At 71.5% G+C, this 20,169-nt stretch carries 17 protein-coding genes; 3 read left to right on the forward strand and 14 right to left on the reverse strand.

Annotated elements, in window-relative coordinates:
* Positions 1-41: 41 nt before the first annotated feature.
* The 8 genes from ACSYGO_RS37595 to ACSYGO_RS37630 form a co-directional block, all read right to left on the reverse strand.
* On the reverse strand, positions 42-833 hold the full coding sequence (locus ACSYGO_RS37595) for an SDR family NAD(P)-dependent oxidoreductase (protein ID WP_426678504.1): 792 nt from the start codon (positions 831-833) through the stop codon (positions 42-44).
* Positions 834-929: 96 nt separating this feature from the next.
* Positions 930-2,072, reverse strand: a complete 1,143-nt coding sequence (gene pcaDC, locus ACSYGO_RS37600) for a bifunctional 3-oxoadipate enol-lactonase/4-carboxymuconolactone decarboxylase PcaDC (RefSeq protein ID WP_460389377.1) — start codon at positions 2,070-2,072, stop codon at positions 930-932.
* The gene (gene pcaB / locus ACSYGO_RS37605) at positions 2,069-3,415 is read right to left on the reverse strand and encodes a 3-carboxy-cis,cis-muconate cycloisomerase (protein WP_460389379.1); all 1,347 of its coding nucleotides are present in this window, start codon (positions 3,413-3,415) and stop codon (positions 2,069-2,071) included. Before pcaB ends, pcaDC begins: the two co-directional genes overlap by 4 nt.
* Positions 3,412-3,975, reverse strand: coding sequence for a protocatechuate 3,4-dioxygenase subunit alpha (gene pcaG / locus ACSYGO_RS37610; protein ID WP_460389381.1), 564 nt, complete (start codon positions 3,973-3,975; stop codon positions 3,412-3,414). Before pcaG ends, pcaB begins: the two co-directional genes overlap by 4 nt.
* Before the next feature lie 2 nt (positions 3,976-3,977).
* Positions 3,978-4,748, reverse strand: a complete 771-nt coding sequence (gene pcaH, locus ACSYGO_RS37615) for a protocatechuate 3,4-dioxygenase subunit beta (RefSeq protein ID WP_426678500.1) — start codon at positions 4,746-4,748, stop codon at positions 3,978-3,980.
* Between the two features lie 10 nt (positions 4,749-4,758).
* Entirely contained in the window at positions 4,759-4,950 is a 192-nt protein-coding gene (locus tag ACSYGO_RS37620; protein ID WP_432176785.1) for a hypothetical protein, read from the reverse strand.
* Complete coding sequence (locus ACSYGO_RS37625; protein ID WP_460389382.1) at positions 4,947-5,618, reverse strand: CoA transferase subunit B; 672 nt, start codon at positions 5,616-5,618, stop codon at positions 4,947-4,949. The genes ACSYGO_RS37620 and ACSYGO_RS37625 overlap by 4 nt, the downstream gene beginning before the upstream one ends.
* Positions 5,618-6,400, reverse strand: a complete 783-nt coding sequence (locus ACSYGO_RS37630) for a CoA transferase subunit A (RefSeq protein WP_460389384.1) — start codon at positions 6,398-6,400, stop codon at positions 5,618-5,620. Before ACSYGO_RS37630 ends, ACSYGO_RS37625 begins: the two co-directional genes overlap by 1 nt.
* Positions 6,401-6,648: 248 nt before the next feature.
* Between ACSYGO_RS37630 and ACSYGO_RS37635 the strand changes: the two genes are divergently transcribed.
* The gene (locus ACSYGO_RS37635) at positions 6,649-7,113 is read left to right on the forward strand and encodes a MarR family winged helix-turn-helix transcriptional regulator (protein WP_460389386.1); all 465 of its coding nucleotides are present in this window, start codon (positions 6,649-6,651) and stop codon (positions 7,111-7,113) included.
* A gap of 33 nt (positions 7,114-7,146) precedes the next feature.
* Here the strand turns inward: ACSYGO_RS37635 and ACSYGO_RS37640 are convergent, their stop codons facing one another.
* Both ACSYGO_RS37640 and ACSYGO_RS37645 read right to left on the reverse strand, forming a co-directional pair.
* Positions 7,147-8,157, reverse strand: a complete 1,011-nt coding sequence (locus tag ACSYGO_RS37640) for a DUF3048 domain-containing protein (RefSeq protein ID WP_460389388.1) — start codon at positions 8,155-8,157, stop codon at positions 7,147-7,149.
* A gap of 394 nt (positions 8,158-8,551) precedes the next feature.
* A complete protein-coding gene (locus tag ACSYGO_RS37645) occupies positions 8,552-9,622 on the reverse strand; it encodes an ATP-dependent DNA ligase (RefSeq protein ID WP_460389389.1) in 1,071 nt (356 codons plus the stop codon).
* 74 nt (positions 9,623-9,696) lie between these two features.
* Between ACSYGO_RS37645 and ligD the strand changes: the two genes are divergently transcribed.
* Positions 9,697-10,713, forward strand: a complete 1,017-nt coding sequence (gene ligD, locus ACSYGO_RS37650; RefSeq protein ID WP_426678495.1) for a non-homologous end-joining DNA ligase — start codon at positions 9,697-9,699, stop codon at positions 10,711-10,713.
* Positions 10,714-10,774: 61 nt separating this feature from the next.
* On the opposite strand, the gene ACSYGO_RS37655 is transcribed toward ligD, so the two are convergent.
* From ACSYGO_RS37655 to ACSYGO_RS37665, 3 genes are all read right to left on the reverse strand, one after another.
* Positions 10,775-12,871, reverse strand: a complete 2,097-nt coding sequence (locus ACSYGO_RS37655) for a HEAT repeat domain-containing protein (RefSeq protein WP_460389391.1) — start codon at positions 12,869-12,871, stop codon at positions 10,775-10,777.
* A 100-nt stretch (positions 12,872-12,971) separates the two neighbouring features.
* Entirely contained in the window at positions 12,972-15,197 is a 2,226-nt protein-coding gene (locus ACSYGO_RS37660) for an OmpL47-type beta-barrel domain-containing protein (RefSeq protein ID WP_460389393.1), read from the reverse strand.
* Positions 15,197-17,626, reverse strand: coding sequence for a ThuA domain-containing protein (locus ACSYGO_RS37665; protein ID WP_460389811.1), 2,430 nt, complete (start codon positions 17,624-17,626; stop codon positions 15,197-15,199). The genes ACSYGO_RS37660 and ACSYGO_RS37665 overlap by 1 nt, the downstream gene beginning before the upstream one ends.
* Positions 17,627-17,900: 274 nt before the next feature.
* On the opposite strand from ACSYGO_RS37665, the gene ACSYGO_RS37670 reads away from it, so the two are divergent.
* The gene (locus ACSYGO_RS37670) at positions 17,901-18,869 is read left to right on the forward strand and encodes a multicopper oxidase domain-containing protein (protein ID WP_432189100.1); all 969 of its coding nucleotides are present in this window, start codon (positions 17,901-17,903) and stop codon (positions 18,867-18,869) included.
* A 251-nt stretch (positions 18,870-19,120) separates the two neighbouring features.
* Here the strand turns inward: ACSYGO_RS37670 and ACSYGO_RS37675 are convergent, their stop codons facing one another.
* Positions 19,121-20,008 carry an SH2 domain-containing protein gene (locus tag ACSYGO_RS37675; RefSeq protein ID WP_460389394.1) on the reverse strand — a complete coding sequence of 296 codons (888 nt, stop codon included), beginning with the start codon at positions 20,006-20,008 and terminating at the stop codon, positions 19,121-19,123.
* Between the last annotated feature and the right edge of the window lie 161 nt (positions 20,009-20,169).

Genomic DNA, 20,169 nt, shown 5'->3' on the forward strand with positions numbered 1-20,169 from the left:
CGGACGGCCTCGGCGCCCGGCCGGACGGCACCCCCGCCCGGTCAGGCGCCGAGCAGTCGCTCCGTCGTCTCCTCCAGCCGCGCGCGGACCTCCGGGTCGTACGCCGCCGCGTGCGCCCGGGACGGCTTCGTCCCGTCGAAGTACCCGCCCGAGCCCAGCTCCCGCGTCGCGAGGGCGAGCACGCCCGCCGCGCCGTCCGCCACCGTCGACCAGGGAGTGACACCGGCCTCCCGGACCATCGCCGTGTCCATGTAGGTGGCCGGATGCAGGACGTTCACCGAGACGCCACTGCCCGCCAGTTCCCCGGCCAGCGTGAACGTGTGCGCGGCCAGGGCGAACTTGCTGCGGCAGTACGCCGACACACCGTCGTAGCCCCGGGTGAACTCCGGGTCGGCGAAGTCCAGCGGCTCCTGTCCCGCCGAGCCGACGTTGACGACGCGCGAGGGGGCGTTCGCGCGCAGCGTGGGCAGCAGGGCACGGGTCAGGACGACCGGTGCCAGATGGTTGACGGCGAGCCGCAGCTCGTGGCCGTCGAGGCTCACCTCGCGTCCGGAGCCCCGCGCACCGGCGCCCACACCCGCGTTGTTGACCAGCACGTCGAGACGGGGATGTGCGGCGGCGACCTCCTCGGCCAGCCGCCGGACCTGCGCCGTCGAGGCGAGATCGGCGACGAACCCGTGCGCCTCGCCCTCCGCGCGCAGCTCCGCGACGAGCGCCCGCGTCCGCTCCGGGTCACGTCCGTGCGCGAGGACGACATGCCCGGAGCGGACCAGCTCGAAGGCGACGTGACGGCCGAGGCCGGAGGTGGCGCCGGTGATCAGGACAGTGGGCACGACGACTCCGTTCGCAGATGCGCGCAGGTGGTTGCCTTCAGCCTAGGCAGCCGCGGCCGGGCGTACGTGGTGCCGCTGTCACTACGTCTGCCGGTGTCACCCCGACCCGGCGGTCCCCTCCGCCGTCTCCTCCTCGGCCAGCACCCGCTGCGCCACCGCGAACGCCGAGTTGGCGGCCGGAACACCGCAGTACACGGCCGTCTGGAGCAGCACGGCGCCGATCTCCTCGGGCGTGAGTCCGCCTCGCAGCGCCGCGCGGACGTGCATCGCGAGCTCGTCGTAGTGGCCGTGGGCCACCAGCGCGGTCAGCGTGATCATGCTGCGCTCACGGCGCGCCAGCGTGGGATCGGTCCAGATCTCGCCCCACGCGTACCGGGAGATGAAGTCCTGGAAGCGGGCGGTGAAGGGGGTCTGCCGGGCCTGCGCGCGGTCCACGTGCTCGTCGCCGAGCACCTCGCGACGCACCTCCATGCCGCGCCGGGCGCCACCCGAGAAGTGGGCGCGCAGGGCCGTCAGGACCGCCTCCGGGCACTGCGCGGGTGCCAGGTGGGAGGCTCCCGGGATCTCCACGAGCGCGGCACCCGGCACCGCGTCCGCGATCTCCCGCAGATGCGCCGGCGGCGTCGCGGGGTCCTCGCGCCCGGCGATCAGCAGCGTCGGCACGGCGATGGACTCCAGCCGGTCCCGGATGTCGAAGGCGGCCAGGGCGTCACAACAGGCGGCGTACGCCTCCGGGTCGGCGGCACGGTGGTCGGCGACCAGCCGGGGCACGGTGAAGCCGGACGTGAACCACCGGGCGTCGGCGGTCGCGGCCACCGGCGCGAGACCTTCCCTGCGCACCAGTTCGGCACGTTCCTGCCACGGCTTGGCGCCGTTGAAGTGCGCCGAGGAACAGATCACCGCCAGCGAGGAGAGCCGCTCGGGATGGTGCACCGCCAGATGCAGGCCCACCGCACCGCCGAGCGACACCCCGGCGTACGCGAACCGTTCGATGCCCAGGGCATCCGCCAGCGCCAGCACCAGCGCGGCCAGTTCACCGACCGTCTGGCCGGGGTGGACGAGTCCGGCGGGTGAACCGCCGTGTCCGGGAAGGTCCCAGCGGACCACGCGGTGGTCGACGGACAGTTCGGGCGCGACGGCGTCCCACAGGGCGTACGACGTGCCGAGCGACGGTCCGAGGAGCAGCGCGGGAGCTGTGCCGGGGCCCTCGGCGCGGTGATTGAGGAGTGGGTCGGTCAACGTCGCTCCAGAGCACGGTCGGTCAGGGCCCCGGCGGAGCCCGTGTAACGAGTGGGGTCGGTGAGGTCGGCCAGGTCGAGGACCTTGAGATCGGGCTCCTCGCCGAGCACCTCCACGAGGGGCCGTCCCTCGGTGACGGCGCGCCGCGCGGCCGCTGTCAGCAGTTCCTTGGCGCGCGCCCGGCCGAGCACCGGGGCGAGCTCGACGGCCAGCCGCTCGGAGACGATCAACCCGTGGGTGAGGCCGAGGTGTTCACGCATGGCGTCCGCGTTCACCCGGAGCCCCTCCGCCAGGTCGACGGCCTGCTCCGCGGCGCCGCCCGCGAGCCGCAGCAGATCACGCAGCGGCTCCCATTCGGCGTGCCAGGCGCCGGCCGGCCGCTCGTCCTCCGCGACCATGGACGCGTAGAGCGTGGCGGCGAGGCCCGGCGCGCGCCGGGCCGCCGCGGCGATCAGTGTGGCCGTCACGGGGTTGGCCTTGTGCGGCATGGCGGAGGAACCGCCGCCCGAGCCCTCGGCGAGCTCCGCGATCTCGGTGCGGGAGAGGGTGAGGACGTCCGCCGCCGTCTTGCCGAGGGCGCCCGCCGTGAACGCCAGGGCCCCGGCGAGGTCGGCGACCGGTGTCCGCAGGGTGTGCCAGGGCAACGCCGGTTCGGCGAGACCGAGTTCGCGTGCGTACGCGGCCGTCAGGATTTGCGGGTCCTCGGCGCCGAAGGCGGTGAGGGCGGCCAGGGTGCCGGCGGCTCCGCCCAGTTGGGCGGGCAGCCGGACGCCGGCGAGGCGGTCCCGCGCGTCCAGCAGCAGGGACCGCCACCCCGCCGCCTTCAGGCCGAAGGTCGTCGGCACGGCGTGCTGGGTCAGCGTCCGCCCGGGCAGCACCGTGTCCCGGTGAGTCGCGGCGAGCCGGCCCAGCGCAGTCGCGGCGCGCTCCAGGTCCGCCACGGTCAGGTCCCGGGTGCGCCGGGCGACCAGCATCAGCGCCGTGTCCAGGATGTCCTGACTGGTCGCGCCACGGTGGACGTACGGTCCGTGCTCCTCGCCGACCGCCGCCGTCAGCCGCGCGACCAGCGGGATCACCGGGTTGCCGCCGTCCCGGGCCGCCCGGGCGACGGCCCGGGCGTCGAGGTCGTCGGCGCGGACCGCGGACACCGCCGCCGCGGCGGCGGCGGGAACCGCCCCGGAGTCCGCCCAGGCCCGCGTCAGCGCGGCCTCCGCGTCCAGCAGCGCCTGGAGCACGGCCCGGTCCGACGTCGCGGACGACGTGGGGGAGTCCGCCCGGCCCGGGGCGAGCAGCGCCCCGGGGTCACCGAGGGGTGCCTCCCGCCCGGCGGGTGAGCCGGTCACCGGAACTCCAGGAAGACCGTCTCGCCCTCACCCTGCAGGCGGATGTCGAAACGGTACGTGCGGTGCGTGCCCTCGGCGGCGAGCAGCGTGGCGCGCCGCTCCCGCGGCAGCGAGTCGAGCAGCGGGTCGGCGCCGTCGGCGAGGTAGGCCCGGGTGAACAGGTGGTGCACCAGACCACGCGCGAACACGCACACGCTGATGTACGGCAGCCCGCTGTTCCCCGGCGGCAGCGTGCGCAGCGCGTAGTGCCCGTCGGCGTCCGTGGCGACGCGCCCGAAGCCCGTGAAATCGGTGCCGTTGCGGCCCAGGAAGCCGCCGGTCGACGGGTCGCGGCGCATCGAGCCCGCGGCACCGTCGAGGGAACCGTCGGGGGCGGCCTGCCAGAAGTCCAGGAGGGCGTCGGGAATCGGCTCGCCCGCGCCGTCGAACACGTATCCGTGCAGGGTGATCGTGTCCGGGTGGCCCGGGGGCGCCACCTCCCCGCCGCCGGGGAAGGGCAGGGCGTGGCCATAGAAGGGGCCGATGGTGTGGGACGGGGTGGGGAGCAACCGCTCGGTCATGCTCAACGGCCTTCCTCGATCCAGGTGGCGGAGGGACCGTCGAGGACGATGTCCCATGCGTAGCCGAGCGAGAACTCGGGCTCGGAGAGAGCGTGGTCGTAGCGGGCGACCAGACGGTCGCGGGCCGCCCTGTCGGTCACGGACCGAAGAATCGGGTCGTAGGGGAACAGCGGGTCGCTCGGGAAGTACATCTGGGTCACGAGCCGCTGGGTGAACGCCGTGCCGAAGACCGAGAAATGGATGTGCGCGGGCCGCCACGCGTTCGTGTGGTTGCCCCACGGGTACGGGCCCGGCTTGATGGTCGTGAAGCTGTAGCGGCCCTGGTCGTCCGTCAGGGTCCGGCCCACGCCGGTGAAGTTCGGGTCCAGCGGCGCCGGGTGCTGTTCGCGCAGATGCGCGTAGCGGCCGGCCGCGTTGGCCTGCCAGATCTCGACGAGCTGGCCGCGCACCGGACGTCCGTCGCGGTCGAGCAGCCGGCCCGACACGGTCATGCGCTCGCCGATCGGCTCGCCGCGGTGGCGGCGCGTCAGGTCGTTGTCGATCTCGGTGATGTCGGTGACGCCGAAGACCGGGCCGGACAGTTCCACCGTCTCGGGGTCGCCGCCGTTCACCGCGACCAGGGGCTGCTTGGGGTGACGCAGTACGGAACTGCGGTACGGGGCGTATTCGCGCACCGGATGGTGGTGTATCGGGGCACCGCCGGCGACCGCCTTGTCGTAGGCGTCCTGGAGATCCTTGATCTCGACGTCGATGTCCGACTGAGTGAGTGCCATGGTCGACTTCCTATCGTTCCAGGACGAGGGCGAGGCCCTGGCCCACGCCGATGCAGAGGGTGGCGACGCCCGTTCCGCCGCCCTTGCGGGCGAGCTGGTGGGCGACGGTGCCGGCGAGGTCGTCGGGGCGCACCGGCGCCGGCGAGCCGTTGCAGCGCCCGATCGGGGTGCGTACCGCGTCGACGATGTAGACGTCCCTCACGACGTGACCTCCTCGCCGTGGTGCGCGGTGAGTTCGCCCGCGACGCGCACTTCGGCGTCGGTCCTGGCGAGGATCTCCGGCACGGTGACGCCGGGCGCGGTCTCCACGAGGACGAGTCCGTCGGCGGTGACGTCCAGGACACCGAGGTCGGTGACGATCCGGTCGACGCAGGCCTTGCCGGTCAGCGGCAGCGTGCACGCGCGGAGGACCTTCGGGGAGCCGTCCTTGGCGGTGTGCGTCATCACGACGACGACGGTGCGGGCACCGTGGACGAGGTCCATCGCACCGCCGATCCCGGTGATCATCTTGCCGGGGACGGCCCAGTTGGCGAGGTCACCGTGCGCGGAGACCTGCATGGCGCCGAGGACCGCCACGTCGATGTGCCCGCCGCGGATCATGGAGAACGACAGCGCGGAGTCGAAGCAGGAGGCGCCGGGCAGGACGGTGACCGTCTCCTTGCCCGCGTTGATCAGGTCGGGGTCGACCTGGTCCTCGGTGGGGTAGGGCCCGGTGCCCAGGATGCCGTTCTCCGACTCCAGGATCACTTCCACGCCGGCCGGCAGGTGGTTGGGGATCAGGGTCGGCAGTCCGATGCCGAGGTTGACGTACTGGCCGTCGCGCAGCTCGCGGGCGGCGCGGGCCGCCATCTCCTCACGTGTCCAGGCCATCAGCGGTTCACCGTTCCGTCCGTCGCGGGCGCCGTGACCGTCCGCTGCTCGATCTTCTTGTCCGCGGCCTGTTCGGGGGTCAGCGCCAGGACACGCTGGACGAAGATGCCGGGCAGGTGCACCGCGTCGGGGTCGATGGCGCCGGGCTCGACCAGCTCCTCGACCTCCGCGACGGTGACCCGGCCGGCCATGGCGGCCAGCGGGTTGAAGTTGCGGGACGCCTTGTTGAAGACGAGGTTGCCGTGCCGGTCGCCCCGCGCCGCCCGGACCAGGGCGAAGTCAGTACGGATGGCGTGCTCCAGCACGTACTCGGTCCCGTCGAACTCCCGGACCTCCTTGGGTGGCGACGCCAGTGACACGCCACCCTGGCCGTCGTAGCGCCAGGGCAGTCCGCCCTCGGCGACCTGCGTGCCGACCCCGGCGGGGGTGTAGAAGGCGGGGATCCCGGCGCCGCCCGCGCGCAGCCGCTCGGCGAGCGTGCCCTGCGGGATCATCTCGACCTCCAGTTCACCGCCCAGGTACTGGCGGGCGAACTCCTTGTTCGCGCCGATGTAGGAGCCGGTCACCCGCGCGATCCGTCCCGCGGCGAGCAGGACCGCGAGGCCGGAGTCCATCGCACCGCAGTTGTTGGAGACCACGCCGAGGCCGCCCACGCCGTGCTCGTACAGCGCCTCGATCAGCACGTTCGGCACACCGCTCAGGCCGAAGCCACCGACCGCGAGCGTCGCGCCGTCCGGCACATCGGCCACCGCCTCCACGGCCGTGGCGACCACCTTGTCCATGCGTGAAGCCTCATCTCTCCCGGGCGTCCAGTGCCCCAGTTAGTCAGGGCACTGATTATTTCCTTGAGGTTTCGAACACGCTGCCACCCGGACCGGGGTCCGTCAAGACCCCGCTGATACGTGCAGGTGAGGGTGCTGCCGCTGAGCGAGACAGGTGTGGGGGTCTCCGGGTATTGTTCAGTGCACCAACGAATATCGACCCTGGTATGGCGCGGTCGGCCGCGCGTACGCGGAGCTGAGGAGCGGACATGGCCGCGGTGGATCTCTCCACCCACCCCGGGCACCTGGCCCGGCGTCTGCAGCAGGCGCACTACCTGCTGTGGAACACGATGGTCTCCGAGGAGATCACCTCGCCGCAGTTCGCCGTGCTGAACGCGCTCGTCGCGGAGCCCGGCCTGGACCAGCGCACGGTGGGGGAGAGGGTGGGGCTCGACCGGTCCACCATCGCCGAGGTCATCAGCCGGCTCGGCCGGCGCGGGCTGCTCGACAAGGTGCGCGATCCGCAGGACGGCCGCCGCTTCCTGCTGCGTCTCACGGACGAGGGGATGCGCACCCACCGCAAGCTGACCGTCCGCACCGCGCGCATGAACCAGGTCTTCCTGGCCCCGCTCTCCGCCGAGGAGCAGAGCGTGTTCTTCGACCTCATCCAGCGGGTCTCGGACGCCGCGGAGGGGCTCCGCAACCCCTCGGAGCCCCTCGCCGCACAGGGCTGACACCGTCGCCGGGGTCCTGCGGCGCCCGGCCGCTCACGCCTTGGCGAACACCACCCAGACCTGACCCCGGGCGAAGTTCATCGGCGTGCCGTCCTTCGTGGTGAACTCCGTGCCGCCCTCCGCGTCGGGGCGCGACCAGTTCACGTCGTAGGACCGGCCGTCGCGCAGCACCTTCGCCGTGCCCGAGCCCACCGTCTCCGTGTACGGGGTGTTGTTCCCGAGGAAGTCGTGGAACTGGGACTTGCGCACCTTCACGTACTGCACGACCACGGTCGCGGGCGCGACCGTCCTGCCCTGGGCGGTCACGGTCGGCGTCCCGTCCATGTCCACCAGCCAGCGCTTCCTGCTGTCGGACCAGGTGAAGGTGAACCGGGCCGCGGGGTAGCGCACGGTGCGCGAGTTCTCCTTGGTGCCGCCCTCGGGCGGCGCGCCGAAGTGGAAGCCCGTGGTGAGCGCGTCGCCGCCCGGTGCCGATTCCATCAGCCGCTCCGGGCGCAGGTACAGGTTGTGTGGCACCGGTCTGTCCGCCGCCCGGTAGTACGCGCCGGGGGTGGTGTCCGCGGACTGCGCGTGCAACGGCGCCTTGTCGATCAGCGGCAGCAGCTTGTGCTGCGCCCCGGAGAAGGCGAGCGTCGGCCGGTCGAACTGGCCCAGCAGCTCCAGATCCGATTCGCGTGCGCTGCGAACCGGTCCGACGGCCTTCGGCAGTGTGGTCGCGAAGACCGCCATGAGCCGGCTCAGACCGCCCTCGACCTGCTCCGCGTACACCACGTCGGCCGCGTCGAGGCCGGTGGCCGGCCGGGCCGCACGCACGTTGTCGATCTTCACGGCGAGCACCGGACCGGCGCTCTTCGGAACCTCGGGGCTCGGGCTCGCGGTCGGGCTGGGGCTCGGGCTCGGCGTCGGGGCGCGCCCGTCGTCGAGGGCACCCCCGCTGCGCGCGTGGCCACCCCCGCTGCAGCCCGTCAGCAAGGAGCCGGTCACCGCCGCCGCCAGCAGTGCCGCCGTCATCGCGCCGCGCCGCAGCGGCGCCGTCTGTCGCATGCCCACCGTGCCACCCAGTCTTGTGTCATCGATTGTGCGTTCATACGTTCATCGATGGCCATACCCGATCGATTCTGATTGTGCGCGTTAAATCAGCTGATCGGCTCAGCGAAGTCGGTGAAAAGGCGAGAGAGATGGGCGCGTGAAGCGTGCCGCGGGTCGGGGAGCGGACGGAGTCAGGGATTCCGAGGGCTTGCCGGTGGGCGGATGGGTGGTTTCCGGATTCCGGGGTTCGGAGGCTTGGCGGCGGGCGGCCGGGTGGATGCCGGAGCTCGGGCCCGGTGGGCGGGCGGATCGCGGATGCCGGGGACTTGCGGTGGGCGCCAGGAAGCTCCGGAGTTCGGGCCGGGGCGGGCAGATTCCGGATCCCGCGGCTCGGGCCCGCGGTCCGAGGTCAGTCCTGCGGCCCGAAGATCTCCGCGAGGTCGTAGCCCACCGGCTCCTCCAACTGGCCGTAGGTGCAGCTCTCGGCGGTCCGGTCGGGGCGCCAGCGGCGGAAGCGGGCCGTGTGCCGGAAGCGCACGCCGTTCTCCATGTGGTCGTACGCCACCTCGGCCACCCGCTCCGGTCGCACCGGCACCCAGGACAGGTCCTTCTTCCCCGACCACCGGCTCGGCGCGCCCGGCAGCCGGGCCGTCTCGTGCGCCGCCTCGTCCGTCCACGCCGCCCACGGATGCTCCCCGGCGTCCGTCATCCGCAGCGGCTCCAACTCCTCGACCAGCTCCGCGCGTCGCTTCATCGAGAACGCCGCGCTCACCCCCACGTGCTGGAGAGTGCCCGCGTCGTCGTACAGGCCGAGCAGTAGCGACCCGACCACCGAGCCGCTCTTGTGGAAGCGGTAACCGGCGACCACGACGTCCGCCGTCCGCTCGTGCTTGATCTTGAACATGGCGCGTTCGTCCATCCGGTACGGCAGCGTGAGCGGCTTGGCGATCACACCGTCGAGCCCCGCACCCTCGTACTGCTCGAACCAACGCTGTGCGACCTCGCTGTCGGTGGTCGCCGGGGCCACGTGCACCGGGGCCGTCACCCCGGACAGCGCCCTCACGAGCAGGGCCCGACGGTCGCTCAGCGGGACGTCGAGCAGCGACTCGTCGGCCAGGGCCAGCAGATCGAAGGCCACGAAGGACGCGGGCGTCTTCTCCGCCAGCATGCGCACGCGTGAGTCGGCCGGGTGGATGCGTTCCGTGAGCGCGTCGAAGTCGAGCCTCCCCTCCCGGGCGATCACGATCTCGCCGTCCATCACACAGCGCTCCGGCAACCGCTCCCGCAACGCTGCCACCAGCTCCGGAAAGTACCTGGTCAGTGTCTTGCCGGTGCGGCTGCCGAGTTCGACCTCCGCACCGTCGCGGAACACGATCGCCCGGAACCCGTCCCACTTCGCCTCGTAGTGCATGCCGGGCGGGATCTTCGCCACGGACTTGGCGAGCATCGGCTTCACGGGCGGCATCACCGGCAGATCCATGCTCCGATTCTGCGCGGTACCGCGGCCCTTCGCCCGGTGTGCGAGCCGTGCGCCCTGCGCCTACCGTGGCTCGCATGGGCGATGCGGTGGAACTCGAGGCAGCCGGGAGGACCGTACGTCTGTCCAGCCCGGACAAGGTCTTCTTCCCGGAGCGCGGGTTCACGAAGCTGGACCTCGCGCAGTACTACCTCGCCGTGGGCGACGGCATCCTGCGGGCCCTCCGCAACCGCCCCACCACCCTGGAGCGCTACCCGGACGGCGTGACCGGCGAGTCCTTCTTCCAGAAACGGGCGCCAAAGAACATGCCCGACTGGATTCCGACCGCCCACATCACCTTCCCCAGCGGACGCAGCGCCGACGAGATGTGCCCCACCGAGCCCGCCGCCGTCCTGTGGGCCGCGCAGTTCGGCACGCTCACCTTCCATCCGTGGCCGGTCCGCCGCGACGACGTCGACCGCCCCGACGAACTGCGCATCGACCTCGACCCGCAGCCCGGCACGGACTACGCCGACGCCGTGCGCGCCGCCCACGAACTGCGCGCCGTCCTCCATGAGTACGGCGACCTGACGGGCTGGCCCAAGACCTCCGGCGGACGCGGACTGCACGTCTTCGTCCCCATCCAGCCGCGCTGGACGTTCACCCAGGTGCGCCGGGCCGCCATCGCCGCCGGGCGCGAACTCGAACGCCGTATGCCGGACCGGGTCACCACCGCCTGGTGGAAGGAGGAACGAGGTGAGAAGATCTTCGTGGACTACAACCAGACAGCGAGGGACCGGACCATCGCCTCCGCCTACTCGGTCCGCCCCCGACCGCACGCCCCCGTCTCCGCACCCCTGCGCTGGGACGAGGTGGACGACGCCCAGCCGCGCGACTTCGACCTGGCGACCATGCCGGCCCGCTTCGCCGAACTGGGCGATGTGCACGCCGACATGGACGACCACGCCTTCTCCCTGGAGGCCCTGCTGGAACTCGCCGGCCGAGACGAGCACGACCACGGTCTGGGTGACCTGCCGTACCCGCCGGAGTATCCGAAGATGCCGGGCGAGCCCAAGCGGGTGCAGCCGAGCCGCGCCAGGCAGAAGGACGACTAGATCCCTCCGCCGATTCGCGGCACGGGACGTCGCGGACCCGGGTTGATCCGAACGAAGCCCTCTAGCCGTCGAGCGCCGTGAACGCCGCTTCGATCGTCCGGCAGTCCCTCAGCAGGGCCTCGTCCTCGGCCACGTCGTAGCGCACATTGCCCGTGGTGCCGTCGTTGTTGTGGCGGCGGGGCGAGGCCAGCTCCGCGCGTATCAGCGGGAGGGCGGGAGCGGCCGCCCGGCTCATCCCCGCGAGACAGGCCGCCGCGGCCGGGCGGCTCCTGGGCGTGGCCGTCCACTCGTCCAGCAGTACCGGGAGGACCGCTTCGACGTCGCCCGTCACCTTCCACAGGGCCACGGCCGCCGGCACGTCCGTGCCTGTGACGGCGAGTTCGCGCAGGCGCGGGGCCAGGGCGGCGCCCGCGGGGCCCAGCGCGCCGATGATGCGCAGGGCGGCCGACCGTCCGTACCAGTGGGTCGAGTCCAGGCCGTCACGGACGACGGGGAGCACCAGATCCGCCTCACCGGTCACCGCCCAGAGCGCCTCGGCCGCGTCCAGCCGGATCTCCGTCGGGGTGGCCTCGTCCGTCACCGACTCCCGCAGTCGCGGCGCTGCTTGAGCTGCCGCACGGCCGTACCGGGTGAGAGCCTGGGCGGCCGACCAGCGCGCCTGCCGGCCCTGCTCGTCCCCGAGCATCGAGATGAGCAGCTCCAGCGACGGGGCCGGCGCGATGACGCCCAGCGCGTCGATCAGACGGCTCCTGTCGCGGTGGGCTCCCGGCGCGAGCGCGGTCAGACGGCGGTGCAGCACCGGGCCGAGCGGCGCCGCCGCCTCGGCCCCGATCGCCTTCACCCACCGGGCCAGATACTCCGGTGGGTCGCCGCCCTCGGCCATGACGTCGATCAGCGCCGGCACGGCCCGTTCGTCGCCCTGGAGCGCCAGCGCCGCCAGCGCCCTGCCGTAGAGCGTCCGCTCCCAGCCGTCGGGCTCCCACTCGTCGTCCCACTCCCGCACGCAGACGGCGAGGATCTCCGCGACGACATGGGCGATCGGCGCCACGTACGACAGCTCGTTCAGCGCTCGTTCGGACAGGTCCGGTTCCTCCTCCACGAGCTGCCGGGCGAGCAGGGTCACCGGCAGGTCGTTCGCTGCGCGCCAGCCCGTCAGCAGCAGGCCGCTCATGCGGACCGCCGCGACGCGCTGTCCCCAGTCCTGGGAGCACAACTGCCCGTTCAGCAGGTCGAAACGCACATCGACGCGGTCTCCGAGGGCCCGGTGCAGCTCCTCCAGCAGATCGTCGGCCCGGTCGGCGTCGACGCTCTTGCGGTGCGCCGCCTCCAGGTCCCGCAGATACGACACCATCGTGGGGGTGCGCGGCCGCTCCGGTGCGGGCTCCGGCTCCTCCTCGGACTCGCCGTGTCGCGCCTCGCACGCCAGGCGCATGATCTCCAGAGCCGCTTCCGCGGTGTTGTCCGGCAGCAGGTCCGGGGCGCAGCGGGCCAGTTGCGCGAGGACCGTCATGCGCAGTTGCGGGTCGGCCGTGCGGTCGAGGACGTCCCGCAGGACGGGTCCGGCCTGGGAGCCGAGCGTCTCGGCGTGGTCGACGGCCAGGGTGCCGATGGCGCGCGCCAGGCCGTGGGCGGCCTCGCTGTCGGTCTCGACCGGCAGCCGGTCACGCAGGACGGAGAACACCTTCGTGGGCTCGGCGTGCAGATGCGCGAGCGCGCCCGGCAGGGCGGCGCGCAGTTCGGCGTCGGGATCGTCGAGCAGTCCGAGGAAGAGGTCGGCGCGCCCTCGGATCAGCCGCGAGGCGTCGAGGAACGGCTGGATCCACGCGGCGTCCTCCTCCTCGTCCTCGAAGATGCCGCCCAGCTCCTCGGGGTCGGGTTCCTTCTCGCCCGCGATGCTGCGCAGCAGGCGGACGACGGCGTCCCGATCGGCCACCGTGGGCGTCTCGACCAGCTCGAAGAGGAACGGGATGCAGGCGACCGTGCTGTCGTACACGTCGCCCTGGTGGTGCACCGCGCCGTACATGCCGTCCAGGGCGATGTCGCGGCGGGCCGGGTCGTCGGAGGCCAGGCCCCACAACAGGTCGGGCACGTCCGTGGCCGAGTCGGTGTAGGCATGGCCCATCGACGCCCAGTCGACCTCTTCGATCCCCGTGAACACACAGACCTCCCCGTCGTCAGCGGCGTACGGCTGCCGCTGATCACAGCATGCCGCACGCCGCTGACAACGGCTCAGGCGGATCCGGGCTCCCCGGACCTCCTCACAGCTCCTTGATCCGGATGTCCCGGTAGGAGATCACATCGGTCGTGCTGTGCACCTGGAGTCCGACGTACCCGGAGGCGAACCGCCGGCCGTCCGTGCCCGGGTCGTCCGAGCGCGGCGGATAGAACTCCTGGCCTCCGGTGTTGTCGAACTCGTTGATCAGTACGCCGTTGCGGTAGACCGAGTAGTGCTGGTCGACCACACGGATCTCGTAGTCGTTCCAGGTGCCCTTCTGGGTGACGCCGGCACCGGCGAGGCCCACCCGGTCGAAGCCGTAGATCGAGCCCGTCTTGTACATGTCGCCGTCGGGCCGGTCGAGCACCTGCACCTCGTGCCCGTACTCGATGGCGACCCACTCGGGGCGCGACTCCTGCGGGTGGTCGTGGACCCAGGGGAAGCGCACGAACACACCGGAGTTGGCGTTGCCGGTGCCGGGTGCGTCGTCACGCCACTGGAGCTTCAGCGAGAAGTCGCCGTACTTGCGCTGCGGGAACCACAGCATGCCGAGCCCGCCGGTCGAGGTGCCGGAGGTGATCGACCCGTCCGCGTTCAGCCCGAACGAACCGCCGCCCACCTGCTCCCACTTGGCGAAGGACTCCGTCGAGCCGTCGAAGATCTTGCGGTAGCCCTCCGTCTGGCCCGGCTTGCCGATGCCGGACTGCTTCGCGGCCCTGTTGATCCTGTTGTACTCGCGCTGGTCGACGACCCCTTCCTTCAGGAGCCGGTCGAGGACGGTCCTGACGTGCTTGAGGAACAGCGCCTGGGACGTCCATTCCTTCTCGTCCTCGATCAACTCGTTGATGCGGCAGCGGTTTTCGGTGACCCGGTTCGGCACGCCCGAGTCGACCGATCCGACGATCACCGTCGACCGCTCGTCGTACTCGGGGCAGTTCGGCGGGGGCACCCCACCGCCCGGGGCGACGGTGAAGCTCACGGTCCGTGCCTCGGACGTGTTGCCGGCCTTGTCGCTCGCCCGGTACGCCACCGTGTGCGCCCCGACCCGGTCGACCACGACCGGTGCGGAGTAGGCCAGATAGGGGCCGCCGTCCAGCGAGTACTCGATCGCGGCGACGCCCGAACCGCCCTCGTCCGTGGCGCTGACCGTCACCTCGGCGCTCTTCACGTACGCGCCGTCGGAGTTCTTGGTCCCGTCCACGGTGGCCCCGGTCACCGGCGGTGTCGTGTCCGACGCCGGTGGCGCGACCACGGTGAAGTCGACGCTCTTCTCCGCGGCCGTGTTGCCCGCCTTGTCGGTGGCCCGGTAGCGCACCTGGTGTGCACCGAGCGCGTGCACCATCACGGGCGCCGTGTACGGCTGCCAGCCGCCCGAGTCGACGGCGTACTCGATCGTGTTGACGCCGGAACCGGTGTCGGAGGCGGAGACGGTGACCGTCGCCATGTCGATGTACGCCCCGACGGCGTCGCGTTCACCGCTCACCGTCGCCGAGGTCTCCGGCGCCGTGGTGTCGTCGGTCGGTGGCGCGACCACGGTGAAGTCCACGCTCTTCTCGGCGGCCGTGTTGCCCGCCTTGTCGACGGCACGGTAGCGGACCTTGTGGGTGCCGACCTGGTCGACGACCACGGGTGTGGTGTACGGCTGCCAGGCGCCCGCGTCACCGATCGCGTACTCGATCCGGTCGACGCCCGAGCCGGCGTCCGTCGCGCTCACCGCGACCGTGGCCGAACCGACGTACGCGCCCGCGGAGTTCTGCGCCCCGGTCACGGACGCCGAGGTCTCCGGTGCCGTGGTGTCCGAGCCCCCGCCCTCGGTGACCACGAGGATGCCCTGCATCCGCTCGTGGCCCGGCATGGTGCAGAAGAAGCGGTAACGGCCGGGAGTGAGCGTCACCTCGGCGGTGTGCCTGCCGCCCTGGTCGTCGTTCGGGTTGGCCAGGATGTTGAGCGGGACGTCGTTGTTGTACTCCGGGTCGGACACGTCGAACGTCAGCGTGTGCGGCATCCCCGTGGTGTTGCCGGTCGCCGCGCTGTTCTCGAAGACGATCGTGGTGGGCCCCGCGACCGCGGTCTGCGGCACCGAGGCGTACTGGGTGATGTCGTCGCCGGCGGTCCAGGTGAGGACCTGGGCGGCGGCCTCCTTCGGTGCCTCGGACCGCCCGACGGCGGCCGTCACGGCCGTCGCGGACGTCGACGTCAGTCCGAGCACCATCAGCAGGGACGCCACCAGGGTCGTCCACAGACGTGCCGTTCTTCGTCGTGCGAACATCACTCCGCCTTCCTGGCCAGCCGGCCGGCCGCCGGAGTCGGACCGCCGCCGGTGTAAGTGACCTTCCACAGCGCCGACTTGGTGTCGGAGGTGAAGAAGCCGCGGCCGTAGTCGAGGACGTACAGCGCGCCGTCCGGTCCGAACTTCCAGTCCATGAGGTTCTTGATGCCGTCGTTGCCGATCGGCACGATCTTCTTCAGCGACTCCGAGTGCACGGGCAGGCCCCCGTCCCCGGCCGTCCTCGGGTCGGTGAGGACCGCGTTGCGGGGCTGGTCGGAGTCGTAGAAGTCGCCGACGAACCACTTGCCGTCCCAGTAGGCGGGCCACTTGCCGGAGTCGGCGATCGAGGCGTCGTAGCGGTAGACGGGCCCGTCCATGGCCGCCTGGCCGCCGCCCTTGAGCCACGGCAGCAGGTAGGTGGCCTCCTCCTGCTTGTACGACGGGACGCCGTTCGCGTCGCGCGGGTAGTCCGGCGCGCCGCCCTGGGGCGAGTACCAGATGTTGTTCCCGGTGACCGGCGGCAGGTTGACGAGCCCGTCGTTGTTCGGGGACTCGTTCTTCGGGTGGTCGCAGTCGTACCAGCCGAGCGGCTTGGTCGGATCGGGCAGGTTGCGGTCCCGGTAGGGCTGCTTGTTGCCCATGCAGTACGGCCAGCCGCGGTTGCTCGCCTTGGTGATGACGGCGAAGGTGTCGTACTTCGCCGGCCCCCATGTCGTCGACGGCGCCCCGGCGTCCGGGCCGACCCAGCCGGCGTACAGGGTGTCGGTCTTCTTGTCGACGGAGATCCTGGCGGGGTTCCTGACGCCCATCACATAGATCTCTCCGCGCGTCTTGCCGCCGCCCTCCGCGGTCTCCTTTCCGGTGAAGAGGTTGCCCTCCGGCAGGGTGTACGTGCCGTCGGGCTCCGGGTGGATCCGCAGGATCTTGCCGTTGAGGTTGTTGGTGTTGCCCGCGGTGCGGCGCGCGTCCGCGAACGACACGCCCTTGTAGTTGGGCTCCGGGTTGTTGCCCGAGTAACCGTCGCTGAAGCGGCTGGAGTTGTTGTCACCCGTCGCGATGTACAGGTTGCCCTTGGAGTCCCAGGCCATCCCGCCGCCCGCATGGCAGCAGCTGTGGATCTGCACCGGCCACTTGAGGAGGACCTTCTCGCTGTTCAGGTCGAGCTTGTTCGTGGCGAGGTCGAGCGTGAACCGGGACACCCGGCGCTCGGCCATCTGGGTGTCGCGGTTGATCTGGGAATGCGGCGTGTAGTGCAGGTACACCCAGCCGTTCTGCTCGAAGTGCGGATCGAGCTCGATGCCGAGGAGCCCCTCCTCGACCTTGATCAGCTCGTCGCCGCCGCCCTTGTTGCCGAACACGGTGAGCGCGCCGGCCAGGGTGACCTTCTTGGTCTTCGGGTCGTAGACGTGGATCTCGCCCTTGCCCTTGCCGACGTCGGGGTTGTTCCAGTCGGTGATCACGGGCTGGGAGGAGTCGGCGCCACCGCGGCCGATGTAGAGGACGCGGCCGTCGGGGGCGGTGACCAGGCCGTGCGGCTCGCCGATCTGGTCGTTCTGACCCGGCTGGTTGGGCTGGGTGAGCCGCTCCGCCTTGTAGTTGGAGTTGATCGCCGCCTTGCAGTCGGCCTGCGCCAGACGCGTCGTCCAGAGCAGGGCGCCGCGCAGGTGCGTACGGAAGTCGGTCTCGTCGTACGAGGAGACCGTGCCGCCCATCCCGGTGTAGAAGGAGCGGCCTCCGTCGTAGTCCCGGCACCAGCTCACCGGGTGGTCCCAGCCGTTGGCGCTCGCGCCGGGCCGGTACGTCGACTCGCGGACCCGGGCCACCGTGTGGACGTCGCCCGACGGGTTCTTGACCCAGTTGAGCCACTGGTCGGGGCGTTTCCACTGGACCGGCAGATCCTTGGTCGCGGGGTTCTGCCGGTCGCCCACCTCGACGGTGGCACGCTGTACGTCAGTAGGGCTGGTACCGGCCGGGCGGGCCCCGATGAGCCCGGTGAACCAGTCCGAGTACGGCTCCGCGCGGGCCGCGTCGTGGATGCCGACGAATCCGCCGCCCGCCTCCATGTAGGACTCGAGACCGGCCTCCTGCTCGGGATCGAGCACGTCGCCGCCGCCGGTCAGGAAGACGACGGCGTTGTAGCGGCCCAGCCGGGCGTCATCGGTGAAGACCGAGGCGTCGTCCGTCGTCTCGACCTTGAAGCGCTGTGCGGCCGGGCCGGACAGCCCGATCTTCTCGATGGCCTCGATGCCGGCGTTCACGACCGGTGACTCGTCCCCGGACGCCGCCGAACCGTAGAAGATCAGCACTCGCACATTTGCGCCGCCCGGGGGCGACTTGATGGACATCGTTGTCAGGGACGGGTCCGGGGCCGGGCGTGCGCTCGCGGCGGGCGCGGAGAGCGCCCCCGCGACGACGGCCCCGGCGGCCAGCGCCGACGCCCAGGCCCGGCGCCTGCTTCTGCGTCTTTTCGCGCTCAACCCTCGTAGGACTGATGGCTCTTGATGCGATGTGAGCCGCATGTGGTCACCCACTCCTCGTCGGTCACAGCAAACGCCAAGGAAGCTAGACCTCTTTTCGCGGCCCGCCAATAGGTATGACCGCGATTCAACGAACTTTGTCCTGACTGTGGATAAACGACGATGGTGCGGCTACCGTCTCACAGGTTCGCCTCAGTAAATTCCGTACCAGGGTGGGGAGTTCGGCATGGACCGACGCGGTTTCAACCGGCGGATGCTGCTCGGCGGGGCGGCGGTCGCGACCGCCGCGACATCGTTGTCGGCGGCTCCACGAGCCGTGAGCGCCGCGGACGATGTGCGGACCGCTCCGGCCGGCGGCGAGGTCCGGCACATCAAGCTGTACGCGGAGAAACTCGCCGACGGGCAGATGGGGTACGGCCTGGAGAAGGGCAAGGCCTCGGTGCCGGGGCCGCTGATCGAACTCGACGAGGGGGACACCCTGCACATCGAGTTCGAGAACACCATGGACGTGCCGGCGAGCCTGCACGTCCATGGCCTCGACTACGAAGTCTCCAGCGACGGCACGAAGTTGAACAGGAGCGACGTCGAGCCGGGCGGTACCCGCACCTACACCTGGCGCACCCACGCACCCGGCCGCCGCAAGGACGGCACCTGGCGTCCCGGGAGCGCCGGCTACTGGCACTACCACGACCACGTGGTCGGCACGGAACACGGAACCGGCGGCATCCGCAAGGGTCTCTACGGCCCCGTCATCGTCCGCCGCAAGGGCGACATCCTCCCCGACCGGACCTTCACGATCGTCTTCAACGACATGACGATCAACAACAGACCCGCCCACTCCGGCCCCGACTTCGAGGCCACGGTGGGGGACCGCGTGGAGTTCGTCATGATCACGCACGGCGAGTACTACCACACGTTCCACATGCACGGTCATCGCTGGGCCGACAACCGTACGGGCCTGCTGACCGGCCCCGACGATCCGAGCCGGGTCGTCGACAACAAGATCGTCGGTCCCGCGGACTCCTTCGGCTTCCAGGTGATCGCGGGGGAGGGCGTCGGCGCCGGGGCCTGGATGTACCACTGCCACGTCCAGAGCCATTCCGACATGGGAATGGTGGGGTTGTTCCTGGTGAAGAAGACGGACGGGACCATCCCGGGGTACGACCCCCACGAGCACACGGCGCACGAGCACTAGGAGACGCCGCGCACGGGATCCGGGGCCGGGTCCGGCACCGTTCCTCGCCCGCGAGGGTGCTCATGGGCTGCTGCGCACCCCGGCCGCCGTCGCCGGTGAGGTCAGCCACGGCGGTCCGAGTGCCGTCCGCCGTGACGCCAAACCAGCTGCGGTGGCCGAGCAGTTCGCCGGGGTGCCCGACGCAGCTGCCGCCAAGGGGCAACGGGAGTTCCGGCCGGCCCCGACCGGCAGGATCCGTTCGAGGAGGGGCCCTAGAAGGCGTCGAGGTCGAACACCGTCCACTCCGTGAACGGTTCTTCCTGGACGTACACACGGGGGCCCCGGGACACGATCCGGCGACGGCCGAGCGGGCTTCCGTCGGGGCGGACGAGCCGGCGCTCCTCGACGGCGACGAAGTCCTCGTGCGTGAGGCGGCCGACCACGAGCCGGTCGTGTGCGTCGCCGTAGCCGCCGACGAAGGCCGCCCTGCCGGCGTGCACGGCCAGTCCCTGCGCTCCCGAGACCTGGTTCGCGCGGGCTCTCGCCTCCCGTCCGGGAGCGATCTCCAGCAGGGCGAAGTCGGTGTAGGCGCAGGCCCATGCCGAACGGGCCCCGACGTTGAGTGCGTAGCAGTCGCTGATCTCACCGCCGCCGTGCACCGGGTGGTACGACCAGAGAGGCTCCCCGGTCCGGCTCCAGCGCCGCAGACCCGGCCGGGCGAGGTCGTCGTCCCCGTACACGCCCTCGTCGAAGTGGCCCACCCACAGGTCACCGCTCTCGTCGGTGAGCAGATGCTCCACTGCGTCGCCCACGCGGAACGTCCACGAGGGGCGTCCCAGGGCGTCGAGGACCTGTACCTGCTCGTCGCCGGGGCGGCTGCGGGCGTCCGCGACGACGAATCCGCCGTCCGGGAGGGCGTCGAGCAACGGGAACCGGGCGCGCAGCGGACCCAGCCGGGTCTCGTGGGGCAGACCGTCCTCGACCGTGACGACCACGGCGTCGTACGGCTTCGCGCGGCGCCCGGCGGTCGGATCGCCGGACAGCAGCCAGTGCGCGCGGCCGAAGGCGTCGACCGTACTGTGCAGGACGCTCAGGTCCCGGTGGGCGCGGGAAAGCCGGGCGTAGGGAGCCAGCGGGGTGGCCGGGCGGTCAGGCGTCATGGGCCTTTCTCATGGTCATGAGGCGATCCTCGGCCCGCCGCGGGCACGGGCGCAACCGGTTTCGCGCGCGGTGACGCGTCCCCGGCCTCGGTCGGGCCGATCCACGGGTGACGCAGGGGTGTTGGGGCCTCGGACCGGCCCGGATGCGGGCGTGTCGCGGG

Source organism: Streptomyces krungchingensis, assembly GCF_054729265.1.